Origin of the sequence: Acinetobacter lwoffii, assembly GCF_024129435.1 — a bacterium.
GTDB classification, from domain to species: domain Bacteria; phylum Pseudomonadota; class Gammaproteobacteria; order Pseudomonadales; family Moraxellaceae; genus Acinetobacter; species Acinetobacter lwoffii_F.
The window spans coordinates 1-25,813 of the sequence record NZ_JAMXXN010000017.1 but is presented as its reverse complement, the minus strand read 5'-3'; the positions used below and the strand labels follow the sequence as shown (position 1 = coordinate 25,813).

21 protein-coding genes are annotated in these 25,813 nt (G+C 45.5%); 7 read left to right on the top strand and 14 right to left on the bottom strand.

The features are described from left to right. Entirely contained in the window at positions 1-1,104 is a 1,104-nt protein-coding gene (locus NI455_RS11065; RefSeq protein WP_253114159.1) for an efflux RND transporter periplasmic adaptor subunit, read from the bottom strand. Between the two features lie 148 nt (positions 1,105-1,252). Between NI455_RS11065 and NI455_RS11060 the strand changes: the two genes are divergently transcribed. The 3 genes from NI455_RS11060 (at position 1,253) to NI455_RS11050 (ending at position 6,302) form a co-directional block, all read left to right on the top strand. Continuing rightward, a complete protein-coding gene (locus NI455_RS11060) occupies positions 1,253-1,876 on the top strand; it encodes a TetR/AcrR family transcriptional regulator (RefSeq protein ID WP_253114158.1) in 624 nt (207 codons plus the stop codon). Positions 1,877-2,025: 149 nt separating this feature from the next. Continuing rightward, positions 2,026-4,710, top strand: coding sequence for a phosphoenolpyruvate carboxylase (gene ppc / locus NI455_RS11055; protein ID WP_253114156.1), 2,685 nt, complete (start codon positions 2,026-2,028; stop codon positions 4,708-4,710). A 296-nt stretch (positions 4,711-5,006) separates the two neighbouring features. Next, the gene (locus NI455_RS11050) at positions 5,007-6,302 is read left to right on the top strand and encodes a solute carrier family 23 protein (protein ID WP_253114153.1); all 1,296 of its coding nucleotides are present in this window, start codon (positions 5,007-5,009) and stop codon (positions 6,300-6,302) included. Positions 6,303-6,423: 121 nt separating this feature from the next. Here NI455_RS11050 and NI455_RS11045 read toward each other — a convergent pair whose 3' ends face one another. The 4 genes from NI455_RS11045 to ilvD (NI455_RS11030) form a co-directional block, all read right to left on the bottom strand. Beyond that, a complete protein-coding gene (locus NI455_RS11045) occupies positions 6,424-6,711 on the bottom strand; it encodes a chorismate mutase (protein WP_005094791.1) in 288 nt (95 codons plus the stop codon). Further along, positions 6,692-8,014, bottom strand: a complete 1,323-nt coding sequence (locus NI455_RS11040; RefSeq protein ID WP_005245482.1) for a hypothetical protein — start codon at positions 8,012-8,014, stop codon at positions 6,692-6,694. The genes NI455_RS11045 and NI455_RS11040 overlap by 20 nt, the downstream gene beginning before the upstream one ends. A gap of 151 nt (positions 8,015-8,165) precedes the next feature. Next, complete coding sequence (ilvD, locus tag NI455_RS11035; protein WP_005108266.1) at positions 8,166-9,851, bottom strand: dihydroxy-acid dehydratase; 1,686 nt, start codon at positions 9,849-9,851, stop codon at positions 8,166-8,168. A gap of 389 nt (positions 9,852-10,240) precedes the next feature. After that, entirely contained in the window at positions 10,241-12,070 is a 1,830-nt protein-coding gene (ilvD, locus tag NI455_RS11030) for a dihydroxy-acid dehydratase (RefSeq protein WP_080633081.1), read from the bottom strand. 408 nt (positions 12,071-12,478) lie between these two features. Here ilvD (NI455_RS11030) and fmt point away from each other — a divergent pair, with 408 nt between their 5' ends. Together fmt and rsmB are read left to right on the top strand one after the other, a co-directional pair. Further along, on the top strand, positions 12,479-13,441 hold the full coding sequence (fmt, locus tag NI455_RS11025) for a methionyl-tRNA formyltransferase (RefSeq protein WP_253114150.1): 963 nt from the start codon (positions 12,479-12,481) through the stop codon (positions 13,439-13,441). Continuing rightward, positions 13,438-14,745 carry a 16S rRNA (cytosine(967)-C(5))-methyltransferase RsmB gene (rsmB, locus tag NI455_RS11020; protein ID WP_253114147.1) on the top strand — a complete coding sequence of 436 codons (1,308 nt, stop codon included), beginning with the start codon at positions 13,438-13,440 and terminating at the stop codon, positions 14,743-14,745. The genes fmt and rsmB overlap by 4 nt, the downstream gene beginning before the upstream one ends. A gap of 70 nt (positions 14,746-14,815) precedes the next feature. On the opposite strand, the gene zupT is transcribed toward rsmB, so the two are convergent. The 4 genes from zupT to NI455_RS11000 form a co-directional block, all read right to left on the bottom strand. Continuing rightward, positions 14,816-15,625 (bottom strand): zinc transporter ZupT, encoded by an 810-nt coding sequence (gene zupT / locus NI455_RS11015; RefSeq protein WP_253114144.1) that lies wholly within the window; start codon positions 15,623-15,625, stop codon positions 14,816-14,818. 88 nt (positions 15,626-15,713) lie between these two features. Beyond that, positions 15,714-15,824, bottom strand: coding sequence for a methionine/alanine import family NSS transporter small subunit (locus tag NI455_RS11010; protein WP_004647694.1), 111 nt, complete (start codon positions 15,822-15,824; stop codon positions 15,714-15,716). A 10-nt stretch (positions 15,825-15,834) separates the two neighbouring features. After that, positions 15,835-17,310 carry a sodium-dependent transporter gene (locus NI455_RS11005; RefSeq protein WP_253114142.1) on the bottom strand — a complete coding sequence of 492 codons (1,476 nt, stop codon included), beginning with the start codon at positions 17,308-17,310 and terminating at the stop codon, positions 15,835-15,837. Positions 17,311-17,895: 585 nt separating this feature from the next. Beyond that, the gene (locus NI455_RS11000; RefSeq protein WP_253114140.1) at positions 17,896-19,344 is read right to left on the bottom strand and encodes an aldehyde dehydrogenase family protein; all 1,449 of its coding nucleotides are present in this window, start codon (positions 19,342-19,344) and stop codon (positions 17,896-17,898) included. Between the two features lie 134 nt (positions 19,345-19,478). On the opposite strand from NI455_RS11000, the gene NI455_RS10995 reads away from it, so the two are divergent. Both NI455_RS10995 and NI455_RS10990 read left to right on the top strand, forming a co-directional pair. Next, positions 19,479-20,168 carry a TIGR04219 family outer membrane beta-barrel protein gene (locus NI455_RS10995; protein WP_253114137.1) on the top strand — a complete coding sequence of 230 codons (690 nt, stop codon included), beginning with the start codon at positions 19,479-19,481 and terminating at the stop codon, positions 20,166-20,168. A gap of 366 nt (positions 20,169-20,534) precedes the next feature. Next, positions 20,535-21,086, top strand: coding sequence for a type 1 glutamine amidotransferase domain-containing protein (locus NI455_RS10990; RefSeq protein WP_168730570.1), 552 nt, complete (start codon positions 20,535-20,537; stop codon positions 21,084-21,086). Between the two features lie 49 nt (positions 21,087-21,135). Here the strand turns inward: NI455_RS10990 and NI455_RS10985 are convergent, their stop codons facing one another. The 5 genes from NI455_RS10985 to NI455_RS10965 form a co-directional block, all read right to left on the bottom strand. Further along, a complete protein-coding gene (locus NI455_RS10985) occupies positions 21,136-21,459 on the bottom strand; it encodes an ankyrin repeat domain-containing protein (protein WP_004728940.1) in 324 nt (107 codons plus the stop codon). Positions 21,460-21,514: 55 nt separating this feature from the next. Then, positions 21,515-21,886, bottom strand: a complete 372-nt coding sequence (locus NI455_RS10980; RefSeq protein WP_244783326.1) for a hypothetical protein — start codon at positions 21,884-21,886, stop codon at positions 21,515-21,517. 3 nt (positions 21,887-21,889) lie between these two features. Beyond that, positions 21,890-22,321, bottom strand: coding sequence for a hypothetical protein (locus NI455_RS10975; RefSeq protein WP_244783327.1), 432 nt, complete (start codon positions 22,319-22,321; stop codon positions 21,890-21,892). Between the two features lie 112 nt (positions 22,322-22,433). Beyond that, on the bottom strand, positions 22,434-23,783 hold the full coding sequence (locus NI455_RS10970; protein ID WP_253114135.1) for an aromatic acid/H+ symport family MFS transporter: 1,350 nt from the start codon (positions 23,781-23,783) through the stop codon (positions 22,434-22,436). Between the two features lie 342 nt (positions 23,784-24,125). After that, positions 24,126-25,490: an MFS transporter gene (locus NI455_RS10965; RefSeq protein WP_114541999.1), complete on the bottom strand. Its 1,365-nt coding sequence runs from the start codon at positions 25,488-25,490 to the stop codon at positions 24,126-24,128. Positions 25,491-25,813: the final 323 nt, after the last annotated feature.

Here is a 25,813-nt window from a genome sequence, read left to right as displayed (position 1 = left end):
TTAACTCCCTGCCTGAATGGTCACACGACGGTTTTCACGATCAATCGGATTGATTTTTTGCTGGTTACGCAGCAGATGTACGCCGCCAATCACTACATAATCTTCCGGCTTGAGGCCACTGAGTACAGGAACACTGTCCCGGCCATAGGCACCGAGCTGAACCGGAACTTTACGCAAGGTATGATCCGGCTGGACCACCATCACATAAGCCTGCTGATCCGTTGCCGAGACACTGGATAGCGGCACACTGAGCATATTGTCGCGGCTGTGCTGAAAAAATACCCGGGCACTTTGCCCCAGCTGGATCTGACCATTGCCTTCACGTAAGGAAACTTTAACCCGAAAGGTACGCGACTGGTCCGCTGCTGGTGAAATCTCGCGGACAAAAGCGGCAAATTTCTCTTCAGGTTTGGACCATAATGTCACTGTAGCTGCCTGTCCAACCTTGATCTCCGAAATAGCCTGTTCCGGCACCCCAATCACCACTTCACGCTCACCGGCAATCGCCAGTTCATACGCCGCCTGCCCGGCAGCCACCACCTGTCCTGTTTCTATATTACGTGCAGTGATCACGCCGTTTCTGGTGGCAATCAGCTGGTTATAAGCAGTCTGGTTTTTAGCGGTATCGTAGTTGGATTGTGCCTGTTTCAGATTTGATAGGGCGGTCTTGTACTGGTTTTCGATCGCGTCATATTGTGAGCGGCTCACGGCATTGGATGGCAATAACTGCTTGAAACGTTGTAATTCATCCTGAGCAATCTTAGTAGCAGACTGCGCGCTTTCCAGCTGGGCACGTGCTGCATTCAGCTGCAGCTGGGCATCTTTGACATCCAGAGTTGCCAGGACTTGCCCGGCTTTGACCTGGTCACCCACATCAGCGAAGCGCTGGGTCACCTGCCCAGCGACCCGAAATGCCAGCGCCGTTTGCTGGCGTGCCTGCACATCACCGGCATAACTTTTTAATTCATGCTGTGAAGTGGTGGGTGTCGCCACCATGACAAAGGGAACTTCCTGTTGTGCTGCAGCAGTATCTTTGCTGCACCCGCTTAAAGTCACGCTGCAAAGCACCACCATGCCAGCCAATACGCTGTAAATCCTGCTCATCTTATTCGCTCTTATCTGATCGTCTTTTTTAGGGCAAACTATGCTGATATATTGAATTGCTTGTTTTTTAATTAATATACCACCCGGTACACTAATTAAAACTCAAGCTTCAAAGCAATGACCGTATTGACTTTTTTTGGAAGAAATTGTGCAAATACCTGTAGGACGACCCAAGGATCTGGAAAAGCGTCAGCGCATCCTCAGCGTGGCCAAAGCGCTGTTTTTAGCGCATGGCTATCATGCCTCCAGCATGAACCAGATTGCACGTGAGGCAGGTGTGACCAAGCTGACGGTGTATAACCATTTTCAGGACAAGGCGACCCTGTTTAGCTGTGCGATTGAGGATACCTGTGAAGCCATTCTGCATGAACATCCTCAGCTCTTGCAGCCGAGCAGTGACTTTGCGCAGGAGTTTTATCAGGCCTGTCAGCGCGCTTTAAATATTATTCATTTACCAGAAGCGATCAAGCTGGACCTGTTACTGATGGAACTGGCCTCGCAGCAAAGTCCTCTGGCAGAACAGTTTTATCAGGCCTCGCATAGCAAACTGGATGCAGTCTGGAATGATTTCTTTGCTCTGGCCCAACAGTACAGCTTTATTCAGGTCGATCTTCCAGAAAAACAGACCGAGCTGATCGTGTCCCTGCTGACCGGAACCCGTCATCAGAAAATCCTGCTGGGTCTCAGCCCTCCCCCTTCAAGCGCAGAACAGCAACAGATCATTAGCGAGGCCATTGAACTGTTTATGCTGAAATATGCTCTGCCTGACTAAAGCCTTCTCTCAGGATCGAGCACCGATAACCATATGTGGCCTAAAATTTGCTAAAAAAGCAGCCAATACTCTGCAACTTTTGTCTCTAAGGGACTTGGATTGTCATGCAGTCGCGGTATAGTCAAAGCATGCATGTGAGGGAATAAAAAATGATTCAACAGATTGATGCACCACTACGCGAAGACGTACGCTTACTGGGTAATTTGCTTGGGGAAACCTTAAAATTACATGCCGGGCAGGATTTGTTTAATCAGATCGAGCAGATCCGTGCCCTATCCAAAGGCGCTCGCGATGGACAGGTCGAAGCAGAAAAACAACTGGAACAACTATTTTTGAGTCTAGAAGATGCAGAAATCCTGCCGCTGACCCGCGCCTTTACCCACTTTTTAAACTTTGCCAATATTGCCGAACAATATCATGTGGTACGTCGTCGCCGTCAGAGCGAGTTTGATGACACTGCAGAATCGCCCAATCCTCTGGTGCCTTTATTTGAAAAATTTAAACAGCAGGAGATTTCTGCCGATACGCTGTATCAGCAAATCTGTGAACTGAAAATTGAACTGGTTCTGACCGCGCATCCCACAGAAGTCAGCCGCCGTACCCTGATTCAAAAATATGACGGTATCAATAATGCCCTGTCCAAATTTGACCAGCAGAAACTGACGCCACGTGAACGTCAGGCAGTTCTGGCCGATCTGAAACAGCTGATCAGCTCTGCCTGGCAAACCGATGAAATCCGTCAGCATCGTCCAACTCCGATTGATGAAGCCAAATGGGGCTTTACCACCATTGAGCAGACCTTGTGGAATGCGGTTCCGAAATTTATCCGGGAACTGAATAGCATGGTCACAGAACAGTGTGCTCAGAACCTGCCCCTAGATGTGGCACCGGTACGTTTTGCCTCCTGGATGGGTGGTGACCGCGACGGCAACCCGAATGTGACCCATACCGTAACCCAGGAAGTGCTGTGGCTGTCGCGCTGGAAAGCAGCCGACCTTTATGTACGCGATATTGAAAACCTGCGCTGGGAACTGTCTATCCAGCAATGTAGCCCGGAAATTTCCGAAGCCTTGGGCCAGCCCCATCCTGAACCCTACCGTGAATATTTACGTGACACCCGTACCCGCCTGAAAGCCACACGGCACTGGCTGGCAGAAAAATTAAAAGGCAATGATGCCGATGACAGTCTGGTGATTAAAAGTAAAGACGAACTTTTACAGCCACTCCTGACCTGCTACCGTTCGCTGATGGACTGCAATCTGGCCGAAATTGCCAATGGCAGCCTGCTGGACTTTATTTATCGGGTAAACAGTTTTGGGATCGAACTGCTAAAACTGGATATCCGTCAGGAATCGGGTCGTCACCGTCAGGCGATTTCTGCGATTACCGAATATTTAGGACTGGGGAATTTTGAAACCTGGACTGAACAGGCACGGCAAAACTTTTTACTGCAAGAGCTGCAAAGCAAACGTCCGTTGCTGCCAAAACACCTGAATGAGCCAGCAGGCAGCCTGATTGAACATCCGGATGTACAGGAAGTGTTTGCCACCATGCGTACGCTAGCCGAGCAACCGAGCGAATCTCTGGGTGCTTATATCATCTCGATGGCGGAATATCCAAGTGATGTGCTGGCGGTACTGCTTTTACAAAAAGAAGCCGGTATCGAGCAGGCATTACGGGTGGTTCCCCTGTTTGAAACCTTAAAAGATCTAGATTGTGCAGCCGCAACCATGTCGACCCTGTTCAATATACACTGGTACAAACAGCATATTCAGGGCAAGCATGAAGTGATGATTGGTTATTCGGATTCTGCCAAGGATGCCGGTTTTATGTCGGCCAACTGGGCACAGTATCGTGCCCAAGAAGAATTGACGGCGATCGCCCAGCAACATGGCGTGCAATTGACCCTGTTCCATGGTCGTGGCGGTTCAATTAGCCGTGGCGGTGCGCCAACCCAGCAAGCCTTGTTCTCTCAGCCACCAGGTTCTATTTCCGGTGCAATCCGGGTGACTGAACAGGGCGAAATGATCCGCTTTAAATTCGGACTGGAAGAAATCGCGCTGCAAAATCTGGAAATTTATACCGCTGCAACCCTGGAAGCGACCCTGCTCCCGCCACCAGAACCAAAACAGGAATGGCGCGACCTGATGCATCAAATGACCGAACTGTCTGTTCAGGTCTATCGCCAGACCGTGCGTGAAAATCCGCATTTTGTAAAATACCTGCGTACGGTAACGCCAGAACTAGAACTACAAATGCTACCGCTGGGTTCACGTCCCGCCAAACGTAAAGTCAGCGGCGGCATTGAATCCTTACGGGCAATTCCCTGGGTATTTGCCTGGACCCAGATTCGCCTGATGTTGCCTGCCTGGCTCGGTACCGGTGCTGCATTAAATGCGGTACTGGATCAGGGACAGCGTAATGTACTCGATGAGATGCTGGCCGAGTGGCCATATTTCCAGACCCTGATTGATATGCTGGAAATGGTATTGTCCAAAGCCGATGCCCATGTAGCGCTGTATTATGAATCGCATCTGACCCAGGATGAAGATCTGAAAATTCTGGGGACAGCGTTGCGCCAACGTTTGCAGGATGCCGTACAAACCCTGTTAAGCTTGAAAGGTGAATCGAAACTGCTCAGCAGCAATGGCGTACTGGATCAGTCCATGAAGGTACGTAAACCATATCTGTTACCCTTGCACTTGCTGCAAGCTGAACTGATGAAACGTCGCCGTTTATATCTTGAACAGCAACAGGCCGAAAACACCCCGGTAGATCATGCGCTGATGGTCAGTATTGCCGGTATTGCAGCCGGTTTGCGTAATACTGGCTAAGCAAAAATGCCCATTTGAAAGCACATCCTGGTGATGTGCTTTTTTATTGACCAGTCAATAGCCAGGAAATATTTTATTTTATATAGTAAATCAGATTTATTTATAGATACCCCTATTCATAATAAGAAATTAATCTACTGATTTCACTTTAATTTTAACCCAGTATTCTTTTACCACCCGGTAAAATCTTAAATAAAGTCATAGAATTAATTTGAACAAAAATTTTGTTTAAGTGATTAAATCTTCTAAAGAACAAGAGTATGATGTGCACAATTTATCTTTTGAGTGCTCATTTTATGTCCAGTTGGTTTCCCAAATGGCGCCCTTATGAGGGCAGTATCGATGCACGACCAGTAGGTACCGCAGAGTATTTGCCACCCGCACAAACGGTCATTTTGGGTGTACAACATACTTTTGCCATGTTTGGCGCGACTGTACTGGCACCTTTTTTAATGGGCTTTGATCCTAACCTGGCGATTTTAATGTCAGGGATCTGTACCATTCTGTTCTTTTTAATCACCGGTGGCCGGGTTCCAAGTTATCTAGGTTCAAGCTTTGCCTTTATTGGTGTGGTCATCGCAGCAACAGGTTATGCGGGTGGTGGCGGACTGAATCCAAATATTGGCGTTGCAGCAGGCGGGATTATCGCATGTGGCATCTTCTATGCACTCATGGGCTTTCTGGTCATGGCGACGGGCACCCGCTGGATTGAAAAGCTGATGCCACCGGTAGTGACCGGTGCCGTGGTGATGATCATTGGCCTGAACCTTGCTCCAGTCACAGTGAAAAGTGTGATGGGCAATACCTTCAATATGTGGATGTCTCTGGTCACTGTGTTGTGCATGGGTTCAATTGCCGTATTCACCCGTGGCTTATTACAGCGCCTGCTGTTATTGGTTGGCCTGTTATTGGCTTATCTGATTTACTTCGTACTCAGTAATGTCATGGGTTATGGCACTGCGATCAACTTCCTTCCTATTCAGCAAGCAGCCTGGTTCGGTTTACCGACTTTCCACGCGCCGACCTTTGAATTGAATGCCATGTTGATCATTGCACCGATTGCCTTGATTCTGGTGGCTGAAAATCTGGGCCATATTAAAGCCGTAGGCGCGATGACCGGTGAAAACCTCGATCCGCATATTGGTAAAGCCTTTGTGGCAGATGGTGTTGCAACCACTTTAGCCGGTGGTGTAGGTGCGCCGGGTATGACTACCTATGGTGAAAACATTGGTGTGATGGCCGTGACACGGGTTTACTCGACCATCATCTTTGCAGTCGCGGGTGTCTTTGCTGTGTTCCTGGGTTTATCGCCTAAGTTTGGTGCGATTATTCACACGATTCCGACAGCGATTCTGACCGGTGCTTCGATTGTAGTCTTTGGTTTGATTACCATTGCTGGTGCCAAAATCTGGATTGAGAACAAGGTCGATTTCTCGCAGAACAAGAACCTGATGGTGGCTGCGGTGACCATTATTTTAGGTACGGGTGATTTTGCCCTGACTTTTGGCAGCTTCAATCTGGGTGGTATTGGTACGGCAACGTTTGCTGCACTGATCCTGAACTGGTTCTTTAGCCTGGCCGATAAAAAATAAAACTCGAAATAAAAGTATTGAGCAGCCGAATGGCTGCTTTTTTTATCTTTATATTTTTCAACTTTGCGATTAAAGAAATGAAAAGAAGCCCCGCAAGGCTTCTATTAAAGCACGTGTCTGTTTAAGGACGAAACTCTTTCAGTTCACGTTGAATAAAGTATTGGAACATTTCACGGTATAGATGTTCAATAAACTCCTGATCGACACCTTGTTTTTGCGCCAGAGCTCTGACATTTTCTACAATCTGCTCCATACGTTCCGGTGACTGTAAATCGGTTTCGGTTTTTTTGAAACGGGTGGTTTGATCAACATAAAATTGACGCGCAGCGATCAGCTCAACTAAAGCTGTATCAATGGCATCGATCTGTTGACGTGCATGTTCTAGTGATTCAGCTTTGATCTTTTCCATGTTTTTTCAGTTCACTTTCAGTTTGATTATTACTCTTATACTTTTCTTCTAACACATTACTGAAAATACTTTCAATCATCCAGACCCGATATAAGCTATTAAATGTATAACTTTGATCATCTATGCGCAGTTCCAGTACCGGAAAATTCGGCTGCGACTTCATTTCACAGAGCATATCATTGTCCTGCAGCTTGACCAGAATATCGTCCTGGGTCAGATCGACAATATTTAACTGTTGCTGCAAACGTTTGAAATGGGGTGCATAAGACAGGTCTTCACCACGGGTCCAGACGGCCTGCAAGATCTGGTACATCGCCTCGATCCGCTGCTCCTCGGGACAGCTATAAAATAATTGTGCCATTGGCGCAATCGCCTGCTCGGTCGGTCGGCAGAACGGAGTGAATTCAACTTCCGTCCGTTTGGATAACCGTGTGGCCAGACTCCAGTCAAAGTCATCTCGTCCACGATAGGACAAGGGATAGACATTCAGCTGGATATTATAATAATCCGCCAGTTCTTCCTTGATATAGGCCAGCAATAGCCAGGAGATCGGATCTTCCAGCGCGATATACAAGTCCAGTTCCGGATCCATCGACTGGATCTCGTTCAGCTCCTCGGCATCACTGATCAGATGTTCACGCCATTCAATGTGATCGATCATAAAAATCGGATTACCGGTCAGCAGTTTTTGCTGCTCCAGACGCCGGGTCAGACGCAACAGGTCATCGACCGCCTGATACTGGCGACCGCCTAAATTGAAATAGCTGGCCAGAATCGGGGTCTGGTCAAAAATACGTTCGGGAAAATCCTGTGGCTGATGGTGGCGACTGGCCATGGCATAAAGAGTTCGTAATTTTCCGGTCTGTTTTTGCCAAAGCATATGGAAGACATCTTCCAACAAATACAGGAAATCCTGTCCACGCAGCGGCGTATGTCGCAAAATCAGTTCGGCCTGTTTTAAGGCCTCAGCGCTCGGTAATTCCGGCGTATCATGAAAACTGAAACGATGCTGTTTTGACAAGATTTTTGCATCATTAATCGTGTAGTGCTGCCATTCATCAAAAGACATCTGGTTCGGCGCTTCGGCATGCTCACTGGAAATGATGACTTTTAGCGGCTTGAGTTCTGGACTTAAAATTTCTTCGAGCTGGGGCAACTGCTGTACCGCCAGATAACTGTACACATCATCCAGTCTTAAATGGATACTCAGCCCATCTTGAATAGATAACACCGTTTGACGGGTCGGTTTTTGGTAAAACCAACTCGATCGGATTGGATCAAACCAACGGCGTAACAGGGACATGAGATCGGCCTCGACAACAATGACGGTGCGCAGCTCAACATATGAGAAGCTGCGCAGAATAATCTATTTTTAAGATCGCAGAAGCCAAAGCCCTGCATGCTGTAAAAACTTATATCAAGTCATAAGCAAATGTTCAATGTTTAACAATGGATTAGAGGTCAAGATTCAGGTCAGTGACCGCCCCGGTTTCTGCACCTGAAGTCAGTTTGGCGAATTTAGCCAGCGCACCGTGGGTATAGTTTGGCTGAGGTTTGGTCCAGGCCGCTTGACGTGCAGCAATTTCTTCTTCCGCGACATGCCAGGTCATTTCCCGAGTTTCGGCATTAATCGAAATCTGATCACCATTTTGCACCAGACCAATCGGGCCGCCCTCATAAGCTTCTGGCGTCACATGACCAATCACGAAACCATGACTGCCGCCAGAGAAGCGTCCGTCAGTAATTAAAGCCACCGAAGCGCCCAGACCTTTACCAATAATCGCAGAAGTCGGTTTCAGCATTTCCGGCATGCCCGGACCACCTTTAGGGCCGACGCCACGAATCACCACCACTTCACCCGGCTGGACTTCGCCATCCAGAATCCCGCGCATGGCACCCTGCTCGCCTTCAAAGACCCGTGCCGGGCCAGCAAAATGCAGACCTTCCTTACCGGTAATCTTGGCCACAGCGCCCTTCGGCGACAGATTGCCTTTCAAAATCACCAGATGGGAATCTTTTTTCACGGGCGCATCAAAAGGCAGAATAATCTGCTGACCTTCCGGATAGTCCTGCACATCGGCCAGGTTTTCTGCCAGCGTCTTACCTGTGACCGTTAAACAGGACCCATCCAGCATGCCGGCATCCAGCATGCGCTTCATCAGTGGTTGAATCCCACCAATCGCAATCAGTTCTGACATTAAATATTTCCCGGATGGACGCACATCGGCCACCACCGGAATATCTTTGCCAATTCGGACAAAGTCATCCAGACTCAATTCAACCCCTGCGGTATGCGCCATGGCTAGCAGATGCAACACGCCATTGGTCGAACCACCCAGCGCAATCAAGACCTTGATCGAATTTTCAAAAGCAGCCTTGGTCATGATGTCACGTGGCTTGATATCCAGTCGTAACAGATTCATGACTGCTTCACCGGCACGGGCACAGTCGATTTGCTTGTCATCCGAAATCGCTTCCTGTGCCGAGGAGCCCGGCAAGCTCATACCGAGTGCTTCAATTGCAGAGGCCATCGAGTTGGCCGTATACATGCCGCCACAAGAGCCCGGACCCGGCAAGGATACTTCTTCAATATGCTTGACTTGAATCGCGTTAATTTCACCTTTGGCATATTGACCGACTGCTTCAAATACCGAAATCATGTCGGTATGGCCTTCGCCGGGTTTGATGGTTCCACCATAAATAAACAACCCTGGACGGTTTAAGCGGGCCAACCCCATGATGCAACCTGGCATGTTTTTATCACAGCCACCAATCGCGATGACTCCATCATAAGCCTGGCAACCCACGACCGTTTCAATGGAGTCTGCGATCACTTCCCGTGATAGCAGTGAATATTTCATACCTTCCGTGCCATTGGAAATACCATCTGAAATCGTAATGGTATTAAAGATAATGCCCTTACCACCCGCGGCACTGACGCCCTGCTCGACTGTTCTGGCCAGACCATCAATATGCATATTACATGGTGTGACATTGGCCCAGGTCGAAGCGATACCAATAAATGGCCGTTTAAAATCGGCATCTTTAAAACCGGTAGCACGCATCATGGAACGCGCCGGTGCATTTTCAATGCCTTCATAAACGGGGGCTGAATGCTCGCGGATATTATCTTTACTCATTATTCTCTTCCTGGGCGATGACCAATTTTAAGCTTCGGTCTTGGACAATTTATTTTAAGGTCATTGTATAGAATTAAAACAAAGCAATACAGCTTTCAGCTGCTTCTATAATATTCGATACATGCCAAAGTCATCTGCAACTGTCCGAGGCAGGACTACAATTAATATTTACTGTTTCTGCGATATAAGTGAAAAATGCTAGTTTCGGACGAGTTTTGCAGATGATAGTAGTTTTGCCTACTTTTGCCGAAACAAAAGTAGGTCGAACCGAAGGTTATAAACTGAAATTAAACAATTTCCTTTAAGACCCCCGTCTTATTGAATCTATAAATTTCAAATAAAAAAAAGCACCCCATCTGGAGTGCTTTTTAAATCTGTAAAATTACAAATTAGATATCACGTACTGCACCTTTCGAGGCACTGGTGGTATGCATCGCATACGCTTTGAGTGCTTTAGACACTTTACGAGGACGCTGTTCAGCAGGCTGCCAGCCTTTGGCTTCTTGGGCTTCACGACGTGCTGCCATGGTTGCATCATCCACTGCCAGGTGAATGGTACGGTTTGGAATATCAATTTCGATACGGTCACCATCTTCAACCAGACCAATCGCACCACCTTCCGCTGCTTCAGGAGACACGTGACCAATCGACAGACCAGATGAACCACCCGAGAAACGGCCATCTGTTAAAAGTGCACAGTCTTTACCCAAACCTTTCGATTTGAGATAACTGGTCGGGTACAGCATTTCCTGCATGCCCGGACCACCACGTGGACCTTCGTAGCGAATCACGACGACATCACCCGCAGTGATTTTACCACCCAGAATTGCTTCAACCGCAGCATCCTGACTTTCAAACACACGTGCAGTCCCGTTGAATTTCAGGATTGAATCATCCACACCTGCTGTTTTTACGATACAGCCTTCTAGTGCGATGTTGCCATAAAGTACTGCCAGGCCACCATCTTGCGAGAATGCATTGGCTGCATTACGAATCACGCCATTGTCACGGTCGCCATCTAAACGTGCATAGTAACGGTCTTGTGAAAATGCCGTCTGCGTTGGTACACCGCCCGGTGCAGATTTGAAGAATTGATACACGTCTTCATCTTCAGTACGGATGATGTCCCATTTATCCAAGGCATCTTTTAAAGTTTTTTCATGGACCGTTGGAACAGAAGTATCCAGTAAGCCTGCACGATCCAGTTCGCCCAGAATCGACATGATGCCACCGGCACGGTGTACATCTTCCATATGGACATCCTGTTTCGCCGGCGCAACTTTACATAGTACCGGCACATTACGTGACAAACGGTCGATATCGGTCATAGTAAAGTCGACTTCAGCTTCGTGTGCTGCTGCCAACAAATGCAGAACAGTATTGGTTGAACCACCCATGGAAATGTCTAAAGTCATGGCATTTTCAAACGCTGCTTTGGTTGCGATTGAACGTGGCAACAAGCTGTAGTCATTTTGCTCATAATGACGTTTAGTGATTTCAACAATCAGTTGACCCGCACGCTCGAATAATTTTTTACGATTTGCGTGGGTTGCCAGGGTTGAACCATTACCCGGAAGCGATAAACCAAGTGCTTCAGTCAAACAGTTCATCGAGTTTGCAGTGAACATGCCTGAACATGAACCACAGGTTGGGCAAGCTGAACGCTCATATTCAGCGACTTCTTCGTCAGTGAAGCTGTCATCTGCTGCAACAATCATGGCATCGACCAGATCAATGGCTTTTTCATTACCGCGGATTTTGACCTTGCCCGCTTCCATTGGACCGCCAGAGACAAATACCACCGGAATGTTCAGACGCATTGAAGCCATTAACATACCCGGGGTGATCTTGTCACAGTTCGAGATACACACCATCGCATCGGCACAATGGGCATTGACCATGTACTCGACCGAGTCTGCAATCAGATCACGTGAAGGCAATGAATACAGCATGCCGTCATGACCCATCGCGATGCCGTCATCGACCGCAATGGTATTGAATTCTTTGGCCACGCCGCCTGACGCTTCAATTTGACGTGCCACCAGCTGACCCAGATCTTTAAGATGCACATGACCCGGTACAAACTGGGTGAACGAGTTCACCACCGCAATAATCGGCTTACCGAAATCTTCATCTTTCATGCCGGTAGCACGCCATAAACCGCGTGCGCCAGCCATATTTCTTCCGTGTGTCGATGTTTTTGAACGATAGTCAGGCATTTTATATTTCCAACAAAGTTTGAGCTTGCAGTGAATCGGGCAGATCCACTCTGGCTAAATCATACTGACAAAGAGCTTAAATCAGTTGAATTTTAAACCTATCATACTACAAGCCCTTGATTTACAAGATGGCCTTTTGAGTGTAGATGCAGGCAAAAATGTCTATCGAGAGGTTTGGATGATCTGACGATAAAAATTTCTTAATGAAATCTACTATACCGCCATCATCATCAGGACAATACAAAACTTTCATGAATAATTTTTACAATTTGCATGAGTTTTTTTTATATAAAAATTCTACTGAAATTCAAGCACTCACCAAGCTTCTCGGATAAGTTTTTGCAACGATTAGGCTGAAATTTGGCTTTTGGCTTATAATAGCTTTTAAGTTTATTTGGAATTTCATGTGTGAAGATCATATTTGCAGGCACACCAGAATTTGCAGCGACTGCATTGGCTGCGTTGCTTAGAACCGAACATGAAATTGTGGCGGTCTATACTCAACCGGACCGCAAGGCCGGACGTGGACAAAAGCTCACGGCATCTGCGGTGAAGCAGTTAGCGCTTGAACATCATCTTTCGGTCTATCAGCCTTTGCATTTCAAGTCATCGACTGAAGAAGGTCTGGCGGCGCAAGCGGAACTTAAAGCCTTAAATGCAGATGTGATGGTGGTGGCAGCTTATGGCCTGATCCTGCCACAAGTGGTTCTGGATACGCCAAAATATGGTTGCCTGAATATTCATGGTTCGCTGTTGCCACGCTGGCGCGGTGCAGCCCCAATTCAGCGCGCGATTGCTACCGGCGATATCGAAACAGGTGTGACCATTATGAAAATGGCAGCCGGTCTGGATACCGGGGACATGATGTATAAAACACGATGTCCGATTACTGCCGAGGATACTTCTGCCAGCCTGCATGACAAACTGGCGCTGCAAGGTGCTGAGGCGATTGTGGCCGTGCTCGAATCGGAACAGACTTTACAGCACTATCTTGAGATTCGCGAAGTCCAGGATGAAAGCCTGACGGTTTACGCGCATAAACTATCAAAAGCTGAAGCACAAATTGACTGGACCCAGCCTGCAGCAGCCATTGACCGTAATATTCGTGCTTTTAATCCATGGCCGGTGGCATTTACCCAACTGGATGACAGCAACAATTTACGCATCTGGAATTCCTCGCTTTCTACGCAAAAGACAAGCAATGCCCTGCCTGGTGAAGTAATTGCTCTGGATAAAGACGGCGTGCATGTAATGTGTGGCGATCAAAATGCCATCTGTATCACCAATCTGCAATGGCCAGGCGGCAAAGCCCTGAATGCTGTTCAAATTAATCAAACTCAAAAACTATCGGTAGGATATAAATTCGCATGAGCCAAATTCAATCATCAGCTAAAAATTTGAATTTGCGCGCGCAAGTTGTAAAAACCCTATTGGCTGTACAAAATGGCCAATCACTTGCTTCTGTACTCAATCAACATATCAACATTGTGTCTGAGCGTGACCGTGGTCTGTATCACGAGTTAACTCTAGGCTGTTTACGTCAGTGGCATGGCCTGAAAGCCATCACCCTGCCGCTCTTAACCAAACCTCTCGATAACCAGGCGCTAGAAAGCTGCTTATATTTGGGTTTGTACCAGATTCTATGTACCCGTATTCCGGCGCATGCTGCAATTTCAGAAACCGTGACTGCTGCCAAACAGCTGGGCTTTGAACCTTTAAGCGGTCTGGTGAATGCCGTGCTGCGTCGTGTTTCACGTGAAACAGAAGAATTTGACCTGGCTTTAAATCAGGCGCATGGCCTGCCAAGCTGGCTCTACAAGCGTTTAAAGAAAGACTGGCCGGAACAGCTTGCCGAACTGTCGCATGACTTGAAACAGATTGCACCGCTCACCTTGCGTGTCAATGTCAACCAGGTCAGCCGCGATGAATATCTGGAAATTCTGGAAGAAGAAGGCTATGAAGCACGTGCCTGTACTCTTTCTGAAGTTGGCATCGTTCTGGAACAGAATGTCCATATTCCAAACCTGCCGGGCTATGAAGCCGGCGGTTTCTCGGTTCAGGATGAACATGCCCAGCTTTGCGCAACCTTGGTTCCTGACCTTGAAGGCAAAGTCGTTGTAGATGCCTGCGCCGCTCCGGGGGGTAAAACTGCACATATCCTGGAAAAATATAGCCCGAAAAAACTCTATGCCATTGATCAGGATGCCAAACGTTTAGTCCGAGTAGCAGAAAATCTGGAACGTTTACTATTAACTGAATATGCCGACGTTGAAATTATCGCGGCTGATGCGATCACCTGGACCGCTCCGGAGCCGGTCGACTGTATCGTTCTGGATGCACCATGCTCTGCAATTGGTGTGATCCGTCGTCATCCGGACATCCGTTTACTGCGTCATTCCACAGATATTCCGCAAACGGTACAGCTGCAAAAGCAGATTCTGGAAAATATGTGGCAGCAACTGAAAGTCGGTGGTACTTTGCTCTACATTACCTGTTCAATTCTAAAAGCCGAAAACGAACAGCAGATGGTCGAGTTTTTTAATACCCATGCCGATGCCAAAGAAATCAAAATCGAAGCCGATTGGGGCATCGAGCAGATTCATGGTCGTCAGTTGTTGCCGAAAGCAGATCAAGGCGATGGCTTCTTCTATTGCCGTATAGAAAAAACTGCATAAGTCATGCGTTTAAAATGAAAGGCAGCGCAAGCTGCTTTTTTTATGGCGCATGATTTAGTGAATATATAGCTTATTGAATAAACTTAAAAATCACCAGACTGCTCGCCAATGCCGCCATGCCGCTCACCAATCCATAGACTGTTTCATGCCCTTCAGAATAGCGCTTTGCCGTCGGCAATAATTCATCCAGCGCCAGATAAACCATCACCCCGCCAATCACGCCAAAGATCAGACCATAGACGGTTTCACTCATATAAGGTGCCAGAATAAAATACCCGAGCGCTGCCCCTAATGGTTCGGCCAGTCCGGAAACCAAACTGGCCCAGAGCACATAATCTTTACGGCCGGTGGCCATATAGACCGGCAGGGCAATCGCCACGCCTTCTGGTACATTATGAATCGCAATCGCGACTGCCAATGGTGCACCCAAAGCAGGACTTTCCAGCGTGGCAAAAAACGTCGCCAGCCCTTCCGGCAGGTTATGTGCGCTAATCGCAAACAGGGTCAGCATGCCGGTACGCAGTAATTGGGGTGAACTGACGCCCTTGGCAGAATGGGTTTCAATAGTGTCATGTGGGTTTGGCACAAAGCGATCTAGCAATAACACCAGAACTACGCCCAGTAAAAAAGCAAAAGTGCCAAAGGCAAAACCGGTTTTTTCATCAAAATCCAGGCTAAAGGACGCGATCGATTTGTTCAGAATTTCGGTTAAAGAGACATAGATCATGGCCCCGGCAGCAAAGGCCAGACCAAAGGCCAGCAAACGGAAATTAGGTTTTTTTAAGAATAATACCAGTCCCCCACCCACCACGGTGGCCAGCCCGGCAAATAAAGTCACGGCAAAGGCTGTATAGACTTGTCCATCTGAAACGGAAATCATGTCAGAGCATCAGCCATTAAAAAAGTCATTATCATCAAGGATGATAATGACTTCCGTTTATGGTAACAGTAGGTTTATGTGAAGATTTTTAGTCTTCTGGTTCTTCCGGATTCTTTGCCAGATGAATCACAGCCAGTACCAGACCACCCCATAATAAAACGATAGAGATGATCATCATGATTAGTGCAGATGTATTCATAGTCGCTCTCCTAGCTGTGACGATCTTTAATCAGGCTGAATAGAATGGCACCCAGAATAAAGAATGCCATTACTCCTCCACCTACCATCCATAGGGTACTGGCAGCATAGCCACCATAACCTTCTGCCATGATCGATTTCAGGGTCAGGCCCAATGCCAGCAATAATGACAACGGCGTGATCACCGTCAGCATGAAGTTCCAGCTCGTACCTAGTTTCACGCTGGCAAACTCATTCACATGGCCTTCCAGCTGTTTCATTAATGGACGACGGAACCACGACAACAGAATAATCGATAACAGACCACCACCAACAATACCGATGTTATTGGCAAAGTAATCGATGATATCGACAAAGGTAATGGCACTATGTGTCGAGAACATCAGGGTAGAAATCACTGCTGAACCACCCGCAATAATGGTCACTGACTTGTTCTTTGACCAGCCCAGTTTGTCCTGGAACGCAGCAATCGGAACTTGCAGGATACTGACCATGGAGGTAATACCCGCCACCGTCAATGAACCAAAGAACAGGAAACCGAACAGGTCACCACCTGCACCTAAACTGGAAATGATTTTTGGAAACGCAATAAAGGCCAGACCAATACCGCCAGACACCACATCTTCAACTTTAGCGCCTGAACTGAACGCCATAAAACCAAGTGCTGCAAACACACCAATACCCGCCAGGATTTCAAAAGACGAGTTGGCCAATGCCACCACAATGCCTGAACCGGTCAGGTTAGTTTTGCGTTTCAGGTAAGATGCATAGGTCAACATGATCCCGAAGCCCACTGATAGTGAGAAAAAGATATGACCAAAAGCGGCTAACCAGACTTTATAGTTGGCCATCGCTTCCCAGTTCGGCGTGAAGAAAGCATTTAAGCCATCGACTGCACCAGGTAAACGTACTGCCTGAATCACTAGGATCGTGAATAAAATCACCAGCAATGGCATAAAGATTTTATTCGCCAGTTCCACCCCACGGCGTACTCCACCGTAAAGAATCAGCATGACTGCTGCCCAAACGACCACCAAACCAAAGAACAGCACAGGTACAAAACCGAGCGTCAGACCCTCACCATTTTGCAGGTAAGTATTGAAGAAGAAGCCTTGGGTATCTGTGCCCCACTGCTGTCCAAAGGAATAGAACATATAACTGCCGGCCCAGGACAAGACGCTGGCATAGTAAATCCCGATCACCAGAGTGACCATGACCTGCCACCAACCCAGAGATTCGGCATTCATGAGTTTTTTATAGGCCATAGGCGGCGCTTTGCGGAACTTGTGTCCGACCGCATAGTCTAAAAACAATAAAGGTAAACCTGCTGCGAAAATCGCAATCAGATAAGGGATCAGGAATGCCCCGCCACCATTTTCATAGGCAACATAAGGGAAACGCCAGATATTCCCCAAGCCAACGGCGGAACCAATCGCTGCAATAATGAATCCTGATCGTGCGGACCAATTCTCACGAGTTTCTGTCATAGAACACCTAAACTTTTAACCCCTTTAGATGCTGCTTGTTATGGTTATGGCGCAAGCAAAAAAAGAAGCATTTTCAATAATTTTGGGTGTTTGAATTAGAGGGCACCTTGTGGGCGTCGAATTCTAATGTACAAACAGGTCAGCAGGTCTTACATCTTGCTTAAAGTCTGATCGAAAAACTGACCTTGTAGATGATTTAACAATACTGACTTTTTTAAATTTTTTCTGTAAATTCTGCTTAAAATATTCGTTATTTATAATCTATTCGAATTAAGCGTTCAATAATTCTGCAAAATAAGGCAGATTAAACAAGTTATATATTGACAAACTTTTTGGAATATATTTTTCTTAAGTTTTACTACAGGGTCGCTGTTTCAAAAAATGTATTGCAAGACTCTAATCCAGCATCTGTTTTTAGATCATTATTTGAAGATGAAACGGCTCATACTAAGACACATGACCAAGCCGTGATATGGGAAATCAAAGTCTCTCATGGAACTTTAACCTCCTTAAAAACCGGATTAAATATCACAAGCAGATTTAAAACAAGCTGCTAGTGATATCGAAGCGATGAGTATTCTAAACTTAGGCTTTAATCACCAGCATGCGCTCTTCCTGCATGTCGCGAATGGCTGACTGAATTCCTTCACGACCCAGACCTGAATCCTTGACCCCGCCATAAGGCATGTTATCGACCCGGAAAGACGGAATATCATTGATAATGACACCGCCGACATGCAGATGATCCCAGGCATACAGCATCTTGTTCAGATTCTGGGTATACACTCCAGCTTGCAAGCCAAAACGGCTGCGGTTGATACAGGCAATACCGGATTCGAAATCAGCATACACTTCCAGGATTGCCACCGGGCCAAAGGCTTCATCACGGTAGATTTCCAGACTGTGGTCTACATTTTCCAGCAAGGTCGGTGCGAACATCACACCATTCAATTCGCCTCCAATCAGGATTTTCGCGTCTTTTTTCACGGCTTTATCCAGCCATTTTTTCAGGCGTTTGGCTTCATCTTCCTTGATCATCGGACCAACCAAGGTTGTGCTCAGATTCGGATCAGCGGCTTTAATCGTTTTCAGTTTCGCCAGCAGTTTGTCCTTCACTTCAGTATAAATCTGCTGATGCACCAAAATGCGTTGCACACTGATACACACCTGTCCGGCGTGGTTATACGCCCCACCAATCAGACGATTAATCAAGGCATCGTTAATTTCGGTATCCGGCTCAATCATGACGGCAGCATTGCCACCCAGCTCCAAGACCACTTTTTTGCGTCCGGCACGCGCTTTCATATCCCAGCCTACGGCATCGGAACCGGTAAAACTGAGTAATTTAAAACGCTCATCAGTGACCAGTAGATCGGCCAGCTCTCGCGGACAGGGCAAGACCGAAAAAGCGCCTTGCGGTAAATCGGTTTCCGCCAGAATTTCGGCAATTTTTAAGGCAGAAATCGGGGTCAGACTCGGCGGTTTCAGCACAAAGGGACAACCGGCTGCAATCGCAGGAGCAATTTTATGCGCGGTCAGATTTAAAGGAAAATTAAACGGACTGATCAAAGACACCGCACCAATCGGCACCTGTTTCACAATGCCCTGATAGCCGGATGCTGCTGCAGTCACGGCCAAAGGCAGCATACGTCCCTGATCAATCTGGGTCACGGCATCTGCGGCAATCTGGAAAGTATTAATCAGACGTTCAACTTCGGCTTCGGCTGCTTTACGCGGCTTGCCCCCTTCTGCAATCAGAATTTCAGTCAGTTCTTCATGAATCTCACGAAAACGGCGTACGCAATGCAGCAGAATTTTCTGTTTCTGAAACGGCTCCAAGGCAGCCATTTCGGCTTCAGCATCTACGGCAGACTGAATCGCCTGTTCCAGTGTATTGGCATCAGCCAAGGCGACACGGGCATACAGTTCGTGGTTATATTTATGTTTGACCTCTAACCATTCACCAGTCTGAACGGCCTGACCGGCGACATATAATACATACTCTTTCGTTTGTTGTGTGCTTCTCGCTACCATCTTATTGTCCTACAAAATCCAAGGATATACATTTTTGAAATTCTCTATATCATGCACTTGCTACTCCATATTAAGAAGATGTTTTTAAGTAACCAGACACCTCCAATTTTAATAAAGCTTTAGGGAATAGAGCCATGCGCGCAAAAATACTCACCACCTTATTCTTCGGTTTTGGACTCAGTACGCTCAGTCATGCAGATGTAATCGGCGTGAAAGCAGATCTCAGTTACTGGGATTTTGACGGCTATAGTCAGGATAACAATTTCAAGCATGAGCTAGATCGACAAGGTACAGCGCAGCTATCTGTCGCTGTAGAACATCCTGTGCCATTGTTACCAAATGCCAAGATTAAATACGTCAATCTGGACAGCACCAGCGAACAGAGTTCTCTTATCAATGCCTCAGATATCAAGCTGAACAATATTGACTATATTCTGTATTACGAATTGCTGGATACCATTGTGCATGCGGATATAGGTGCAGGTTTAACCAATCTGGATGGTACGGTGGAAAACCGGACTGCCGGCGCTTTCACGCAATACGATCTGGATGAATATAGCCCACTGCTCTATGCAACAGCCGGGGTTAAATTACCCTTTACCGGACTGAGTGCCCAAGCAGAAGCGGTTTACAGTCACGGCAGTGATACCCGAAAGACCGATGTACAAGCCGAACTGCAATATGATTTCATTGATAATCTGCTGGTCGATGTCGGTGCCAAAATCGGTTATCGCCTCATGCAGGTAGATTTTGAACAGGATCAACGTCCAGACTTACAGCTGGAATTTAAAGGTCCTTATATCGGTCTAGATATACATTTTTAATGCAATACAACCGGTTAAGCCTATAAAGTTCAATTTCTCTACGCTGATGTAAGCCAAAGCGTACAGCAATAACCGCAATCTGCTGCTAGTGCGCCACCGGGATGTGTATTACTTTATAAACATAGAGAGCAGGATGCTCCGAAGACCTAAAAACAATAAGAACATCGCAACACCAGGACGTGAGGTACGACAGGAGTTATACCTAAATCACGAGATACGAAAAAGCCCCGACAGGATGTCGGGGCTTTTTTTTCTGCCTATTATTTTATTTATCATTGCTTAACAGTTCCGAGCTAAAACTCCAACATTGTAAGAATCCCCTTGTTGTTAAGCTAAAAATCCTCACATTTTTTGGGAACAGCAATCATGGTAAAAAAGGTCCTCTTTATTACATCTAATCAAGGCATTGAACATGATGAACTCACTGAGCCTTTAAATTTTCTAAAGTCCAAAGGTTTTGAAGTGATTCATGCTGCAGAAAAAAATGAAGATGTCGCCACTGTCAAAGGTGATACCAAGGCTGCTACCCAATACACGCCGGATACCAGTTTCGACCATGTCGATCCGAATGATTATGATCTTTTGGTGATTCCCGGCGGCACTGTCAATGCAGATACTTTAAGAATCAATCAGGATGCGCAGAAAATCATTCAGCATTTTGCCGACAATCACAAACCGATTGCCGCAATCTGTCATGGGCCATGGACCCTGATTGATGCACAGCGCATCAAAGACAAGAATCTGACCTCATATAAGAGCATCAAGCTAGATCTGGAAAATGCCGGCGGGAAATGGGTCGACGAAGAAGTCCACCGCTGCAATACAGGTGACTGGGTACTGATTACTTCACGCAATCCGGACGATTTACCGGCTTTCAATGAAGCGATCTTAAAAGAGCTTGAAGGCGAAGCTGCCTAAGCTCCTACACTAAAAAAAGAACCTCAGCATTGAGGTTCTTTTTTTATATTCAGACACCTCCGGCCAGACTTTTCAGATAAGCCACCACCTCTTTATTGCCTGCCATTTCAGCCAGCTCTAAAGCAGTATTTGGACTGCGATGTGCAATATCAGCACCCTTGCTGACCAAGAGTTTGACCACTTCCAGATGATCATTTTCAGCAGCGGCCTGTAAAGCACTATAGCCTTCTTCGTCGGCAGAGTTAACGTCCAGACCTTCCTGTAAGCCTTGCTCGACCTGTTCAACATCGCCTAAAGAAGCCCAGTACACCAGTTCAGGAAGATGTAATTCGTCATCATCTTCAGGGATTGGGGAGAATGAGTTGAGTTTCATAATTTTAAATCTATGCTGGGATGATTTTAATCAAGTTATACCAATTTTCTAATCTTTAGAATGGTAAATCTTCATCTAGATCAGAAATAATGTCTTTAAATACTTCATCAATTCCATATGCCTTTTCAGAAACTAGAGTGTAAAGCTCTGAAAAACTAGCATCAGCCTCTCTAGTACGAATATCAGATAATGCATATTTTATAGCATTTAAGTTTTGCCAATTCTGATTAGAGATAGAAACCACTTCTTCTAAACTTATATCATCTGGATAATAGAAAATAATATAATCATCTTGCTCATTTTTAATTATTGACCACTTATATTTATCTTTATATATAAAAAAATATTCTGCTCCACTAGCAATAACCGATTTAATTTTATCTGGATTAACTATCATTGCATTGATAGCTTGTACAATTTTAGACATCTATTACTCCAAAGGTGATGCAACGGAATTTACCTGCATATTTCTCAATACTTCACGAATTTCACTGATAATTGAACGCTTTCGAGGTTCATCTAGATTTTTACTACTTGCTAACTTTTCAATTTTTGAAATTAGATCATTTGATGTTTTTACTATTTGCTCATTTCCTTTCATTTGACCTGCTATTTCATGAAGAATATTTCTTATTTCTTCTAACTCATCTGGATTTTTAGCTGAATACTCATTTAAACGTTCTATTTTTGATTTTAAATCTGTCAAGGTAAGTTGAAATGACCAATTCAAAAGTAAATTGAAAGCTGTCTTAATTTCATTTGATTTAGTGAAGAAAAGCCAAATAGCTATACCTGCAGCGGCTATCGCAAATACGTCAGACAGTATTGAAATTGCATTTTGTATGAATAACCATACGTTCATTCAACCCTCTTTGAATAAAAAATATACTTTTTAATCATACAAGCTTTTGAAAATTTAACAATTAAATTAAAAAAAGCCCCCTTTCGGAGGCTTCTTATTTAAAAACTTAGCTTTAAGCTTTAGACACTGCTGATTCAATTGAACCAATCTTTTCAGATTCATTGTCATGCATGATTAATGCAACAGCAATTGCAGTAATCAGAACCGGTAAACCGACTGCCATAAAGTTAAAGTAAGCAGGCAGGTTCATACCAAGTAAACCACCAATCAGGATCGGCCCTACAATCGCACCCATACGACCGATCGCAGAAGACCAGCCAATCCCTGTCGAACGTACCGCAAGTGGATAGAACTGCGCAACATAGCTATATAGCAACATTTGTGAACCAATCGACGCTGCACCTGCCAGGAACACCAAGATGTAAAGTAAGAATTGGTTAGATGCAAAGCCCATTGAGCTCATCACAATCGCACCCATCATACCGAGGAACATCAGTACTGGTTTCAAGTGGAAACGATCCGCAAGAATACCACCACCGACAATACCCACAACCGCACCAACGTTCATCACCATCATGAACATCAAGCTGTTGTCCATCGAGTAGCCCGCTGCCATCATTAACTTCGGTAACCAGCTGCTCAGTGCATACATGGTTAACAGACAAGTGAAGAACGCGACCCAGAACAGTAAAGTATTGACCGCACGACCACGACGGAACAAGCTCACCACGTTGGCTGCTTCAGGCACATTTTCCTGTGGCAAAGTGAAAGTTGTATTCTCGGTAACTGTCAGATTTGGCGCCAAGCGACGTACAATACGACGAGCTTCTGGCTGCTTATTCTGTTTCACAATAAATGCGAGAGATTCAGGCAGGAATTTCCAGATCACTGGTAATAAAAACAGTGGAATACCCGCGATAAAGAACATGATTTGCCAACCAAAACTTGGGGTAAACCATGAACCCAATAACGCAGCCATTACGCCACCTACCGCATAACCACTAAACATGGTGGTCACCAGCGTACTACGCATTTTTTGTGGGGCATATTCCGAAGTCAACGCCACCAGGTTTGGCATTACGCCACCAATACCAAGACCGGCAAGGAAACGTAAAATACCGAATTCGGTTGGGTTTGAAGCAAAGCCGCCGGCAAAAGTTAAACCACTAAATAATACAATACAGATCATGATCACTTTCTTACGGCCGATCTTGTCCGCGAGGGAACCAAAGATCATCGCACCAAACATCATGCCAGCCAGTGCGGTACTTGCAAGCATTCCGGCCTGCACTGCACTTAAGCCCCAGTCTTGCATCAATAACGGTAAAACTACACCATTGATTGCGAGATCGTAGCCATCAAATAAGATAATGAGTAAACACCAAGCAACTACATTGAAGTGGAAAGGCGTGAATTTCGCATTATCGACTACAGAATTTACATCTATTTTTTCCGTTGTCATCGTTCTCATCTCCCATGAGTACTTGTCCATAACATCTTGTTGAAGACTGAAGTCAATCTTCAATGTCAGGCAATATACGCAAGCGGGATTTAAGGCACAATAAGACTAATTGATATTCTGCTATGCTCACCGAAAGGTCATTTATTTGCGTGATATGTCACACTATTATTAATATAAACTTTTGAATAATTGATATTTATTTTTTAATTCGCCCAATATTTAAGCTCTTTTAATCCGCTTATTCTTTTGACCAATTGAATATTGATTTAATTTCATACTAAAGATATGAAAAAGCCCCTTTAAGTAAGGAGCTTTTTAACTGAGTAGGTCAATTACGAGAGTTTAAATTTTGGCTGTTTTTAATTTTTTCACCATAACGCGACCAGGTTGTGGCTTACGAATCATTGAAATAGCGATGATGCCAATAATACCTGGCATTGCAACTGCGATAAAGTTCCATTTATGTGGTAACTCCATCCCAAGCAGCATACCAATCACGATTGGGCCAACGATTGCACCTGTACGCCCTACAGCAGAAGCCCAACCAATACCAGTAGAACGTACTGCAACAGGATAGTATTGAGCAACATAGCTATATAACAAGATACTGGTACCAATAGATGAGGCACCTGCTAAACTGACAAGTAAATAAATAACAGGGGTTGGAGAATTAAAGCCCAAACCAACCAAAGACAGTACACCGACAGTTAACATACTCATAAGAACAGGTTTAAAGTCAAAACGGTCTGCCAAAATACCACCGCTAATGGTTCCGATCACGGCACCAATATTCAGTGCTAATAAGAACATTAAACTGCTACCTAAAGAATATCCCGCGGCCATCATAAGTTTTGGTAGCCAGCTTCCAAGTGCGTAAAGCATGAGTAAGCACATAAAGAAAGCAATCCAAAATAAGAATGTTCCTGTGGCACGATTTTCTGTAAATAAAGCTTTTACTGATGCACTTTGGGTTTGATCAGCGCTAGCTAGAACAAGTTCAGTATCTGCTTGTATGTCTGCAGTTGGCTCGACTTGCTTTATAAAGCGACGTGCTTCATTCACTTTTTGTTCTTTAACGAGGAAAGTTAAAGACTCAGGTAAGAACTTCCAAAAAAATGGAACAAAAAGTAATGGAATACCTGCAATGAAGAACATAATCTCCCAACCAAAACTTGGTGTAAACCATGTACCGCATAATGCAGCCATAATACCGCCCACGGCATAACCACTAAACATGGTAGTTACCAGTGTGCTTTTTAAACGTTTAGGTGCATATTCAGACGTTAGAGCGACTAAGTTTGGTAATACACCACCAATCCCTAAACCAGCAATAAAACGTAAAATACCAAATTCTGTTGGATTAGTGGTAAATCCACCTAAAAATGTAAAAGCACTAAATAAAGAAACACAAATCAAGATAACTTTTTTACGACCAATTTTGTCTGCAAGCATCCCAAACAGCATGGCTCCAAACATCATGCCAGCGAGTGCTGTACTTGCAAGCATGCCTGCTTGAACAGCACTCATGCCCCACTCTTGCATAAGTAGAGGTAGAACAACACCGTTAATTGCTAAATCATATCCGTCAAATAGGACAATAAACAAACACCACAATACAATGCTTAAGTGAAATTTAGTGAATTTTGCCTGATCAATCACATCATTCACACTTACCGTGTTTGCTACTCGCTTCATGTTTTCTGCCATTTTTACTCACCTCCTGTGAGTCTTTTTCGTTGTTTTTAGCACGACACATGACCCTAACTCTTATTTATTATTTTTAATGATTCTTATCGCCATGTCTTCGCAACAACTTAGTTCAACACAGCTACTTTTCATGCAATATCCGACTAAAGTCTTACTTATTCCTTAAAATTCTAAACCCATGAGTCCAGTTTTTAATCAATATTCAACAATTCCCACAATTATTTGACTAAAACCCGCGCATAAAAAAAACACCCCCGGCCTTATGGTCGGGGGTGTTTAGGAATAATGAGCTGGCGATGACTTACTCTCACATGGGTAACCCC